This is a genomic window from Nostoc sp. (assembly GCF_036917155.1).
GTDB lineage: Bacteria > Cyanobacteriota > Cyanobacteriia > Cyanobacteriales > Nostocaceae > Nostoc.
Window position 1 is genome coordinate 1 of record NZ_JBALDZ010000164.1, and the last position, 3,389, is coordinate 3,389.

A 3,389-nucleotide genomic window follows, 5' to 3' on the forward strand; every position below is an offset into this window, starting at 1 on the left:
ATGCAAAAAATCAATTCCAGATGCAATCCTCATCCCCCGCTCCCTATCCCCACCTTATGAGTACATTGAAGGTGGGGACTTCCGCGACACGTTAATAATTGTACTGATAAATATTGCGTAGGTTCAAAATACAAATATCGAGGCGATCGCTTACTATTCCTCAAGTACTAGACAGAAAGGTGAGCGATCGCTTCACTCTTTTTTGTGGTATTAACACCGAATTAATTATCATTTTGTTTTTATACCTAAACGCCGGAAGAAAGTTTTGACAGGAGAGATAGCAACTAGAACTAGGCAGATATTCGCTGAATTAGCTATAGAGAAAAATTGGGATATTCTAGCCCTAGAGGTAGCACCTGACCACATTCACTTATTTGTTCTGTCACAGCCGAGTCAAGCGACCATAAGCTTCTGATGGATAATCTAGAATCTAAAATTTATAAACTCCCCAGGCTGGATTCGAACCAGCGACCAATCGATTAACAGTCGATCGCTCTACCACTGAGCTACTGAGGATCACTCACGATTTATAATCTTAGGGCTAAAAATAGAATTTGGCAAGTACTTTCGATAATATTTTTTTAGATGCTTAATTTATAGAAATTTTGCAGCCAAAACCCATTCAGGAACTTAAGCAGAGATTGTTAAATACTAAATATTTACAATTCCATTCGCAATTCAGCCAGACGTTGCCGCGCTTTAGCATCAATGGCATTAGCTAAAAACCTACTCTTAGATTGTTTGCGCGTATGATACTTTTGTCGCATTCGGCAAACGGTGGCTTCGACTTCGCCACAGAGTTGTTGTGCTGACAACCATTCAGCCCCATACCCTTGGATCATCAACTGTTGTGCCCGATCTGATGTCGCAACAATCACACGAGAAATCAAAGATTGAGCTATTTGCTGGCGAAAAGAAGCACAGGATTTTTCAATATAAGTATCTGCTGTTTGCCCAAAATCAGTGTAATAAACAGATAAAAGCTCAGTAATAATTTCTTTATTACTAGAGCAATTCTGATATTGGGCATCAAAAACTATCTGAGTTGTGTAACCTTGAAACGCACTATAACCAGTCATCGCTTCCACAAGTTCGCCCCGTGCTGCCTCTAGTCCAACACTATCACGCGTTTTTTTAAGGCAAGGCCAAGCACCTATGATATTGTAGCCGTCCACTAACAAAACGGCTTGGAGTAAGGAACGGGGCATGGTTTTTAATCACAATTTTCTAGAGTTAACAAAATTCATTCATAAGTTTTATAATAATTGATGCATTGTATGTAACACTATGCTACACAGAATAAAAAATACGGCAGCCTCACAAAACTCAAGCCTAAGATAGACGCACCAACTTAAAATGCGCCTTAGTTTAAGAGGCGCGTTGCAGTTCTTTTTTAGTAGTAAGCTGCCACGCATCTAGTTTTTTAGCTGCCTCTAGGCTATGGAAGGGTTTTAAACCCAAAATTATACAATTTAAATGCGCGACAGCTGATTCAGGAGTGCTGTTAGCGATAGCTAGGGTTGAGCCAGGGCTATTTCATCCTCATCTAGCCCGCCTCAGAATGAATTCTGAGTCTAATAGCAAAAGTCGTCTAAAGACGACTGATAAAAGGTTATAGTCCGTTTTAATGGACTTTAGTTATGAGCCGCGGAACTTTAGTTCTGGGCGGTTTATGTCTAGAATGAGATAACCCTAGGGTTGAGCTAGTGCAATGAATTTTACCATACTCAGTACTGAGTGCTGAGAAAAGAAGATTGAATACTCAGTACTTTTGCACTATGGTAAAAGCCCCGCCCCTTGTGGGTGGAATCTTTTGGTTAGGAGAAGGTTGATACCCCGCCCGCAAGTGGCGCGGCGCGGTCTTTCAACTCAGCACGGGCTTAAACGCCCCGCTATCCATGTACAGCACTATGTACTCAGCACTCTTCATTTACTCAACACTCAACACTCAATTAGGAGGCTTCGCTGTCTACCGCCATCAGACGTTGTTTGAGGCGTTGGGCTTCACCCCTATCTACCAGAGAGCCTTTTTCTAGCAAGAAAGCGCCGTCACAGTAATTTAACTCATCTAATCGATGTGTTACCCAGAGGGCTGTAATACCTCGACTTTTGACAAGGCGGCGGACACCAGCAACTAAATCTAACTGGCTATCTGGATCTAGTAAGGCAGTGGGTTCATCTAATAATAGAACTTCACAGCGACGGGCGATCGCACCTGCGATCGCGACTCGCTGTTTCTGTCCCCCAGAGAGTGCATAGATAGGGCGTCGTTGCAGGGTAAGCAAATTCACTGCCCCTAGCGCCTCCTCAACCCTGGCTCTAGTAGCAGCAGGTGGCAACTTTTCTTCCACCAATCCAAAAGCCACATCAGCACCAACCGTTGGCATCACCAGTTGATGATCTGGATTTTGGAAGACAAAGCCAACGGGGTGCAAAACCCTAATCTCGCCAGACTCAGGAGCTAGTAACCCCGCCAGCAGTCTCAGTAACGTTGATTTCCCGCTGCCATTTGTACCCAAGAGCATCCAAAACTCACCCTTGGGTACTTCTAAAGAGCAAGATTTGATAACTTTCTCTCCATTAGGCCAACTGAAATTTAAATCCTTGACCTCAATGCCCACTTGAGCCATTTGTCAACCTTGGTTACTCAGCAGCTACAGCGAAAAAGCCAGGTGGTCTGGTACCGCCAGGGGTTGTACCATCTTTCTGAACAATCTGCACCCCAGAAATTTCACTAGCGCGGACAGCAATTTTTTTCTCTGTCTTGCCCTCGCACTTCAGTTCCACTATGTCAGGGTTCCCAGAACGGATTGCTGCCAAAATTAGCTGATAGACAGCCTCAGCATCTTCTGCTGACTTACGTTGTACTGAGATCGGGAAAGCAGTGTTTCTGATGCTTAAATCGATGGTAAACATTTAGCAATAATCAAATTTAACTGTGGACTCATTTTAGCGTCAGCTGAGTGATTCTAGGGAAATGGGCATTGGGCATGGAGAAGAGGCAGAAGGGCGGGGTGCGGGGCGCAGGGGGAAAACTATTCTCCCCTGCTCCTAAACTCCTAACCCCCACCTCATCTGAATCAAAAATTAATTTTTATTACAAAACCCCTAGAAAAATTAGCGATTTACACCTAATATGATTAAAGGTGTGTAAAAAATTGTAAACTTGGTTAACAACCTGGTTAACTTTCTGCTTATAGAAGGCTTTTATATAGCCATCTATAATACAGATACAACCTGTACTTATAAACATTTGGAGATTTGCTCTAATGACCATCGCAGTTGGACGCGCCACCAGTAGAGGGTGGTTTGACGTTCTCGACGACTGGCTCAAGCGCGATCGCTTCGTATTCGTAGGTTGGTCAGGGATACTACTATTCCCCTGCGCC

The 3,389-nt window shown here is 43.6% G+C and carries 3 protein-coding genes, 1 tRNA gene and 2 pseudogenes; 2 read left to right on the forward strand and 4 right to left on the reverse strand.

The window, feature by feature from the left end; genetic code table 11:
• Positions 1-220 precede the first annotated feature (220 nt).
• A pseudogene (tnpA, locus tag V7K67_RS21710) lies at positions 221-394 on the forward strand (IS200/IS605 family transposase); the annotation flags it as partial.
• A 50-nt stretch (positions 395-444) separates the two neighbouring features.
• On the opposite strand, the gene V7K67_RS21715 reads toward tnpA, so the two are convergent.
• The 4 genes from V7K67_RS21715 to V7K67_RS21730 all read right to left on the reverse strand — a co-directional run bounded on the left by V7K67_RS21715 (position 445) and on the right by V7K67_RS21730 (position 2,916).
• Positions 445-516 (reverse strand) — tRNA-Asn (locus V7K67_RS21715).
• 143 nt (positions 517-659) lie between these two features.
• Complete coding sequence (locus V7K67_RS21720; RefSeq protein WP_334731797.1) at positions 660-1,208, reverse strand: NYN domain-containing protein; 549 nt, start codon at positions 1,206-1,208, stop codon at positions 660-662.
• 744 nt (positions 1,209-1,952) lie between these two features.
• A complete protein-coding gene (locus V7K67_RS21725) occupies positions 1,953-2,630 on the reverse strand; it encodes an ABC transporter ATP-binding protein (RefSeq protein ID WP_334731796.1) in 678 nt (225 codons plus the stop codon).
• 13 nt (positions 2,631-2,643) lie between these two features.
• Complete coding sequence (locus V7K67_RS21730; protein WP_334706188.1) at positions 2,644-2,916, reverse strand: hypothetical protein; 273 nt, start codon at positions 2,914-2,916, stop codon at positions 2,644-2,646.
• 353 nt (positions 2,917-3,269) lie between these two features.
• On the opposite strand from V7K67_RS21730, the pseudogene V7K67_RS21735 reads away from it, so the two are divergent.
• Positions 3,270-3,389, forward strand: a pseudogene (locus V7K67_RS21735) (photosystem II D2 protein (photosystem q(a) protein)); the annotation flags it as partial.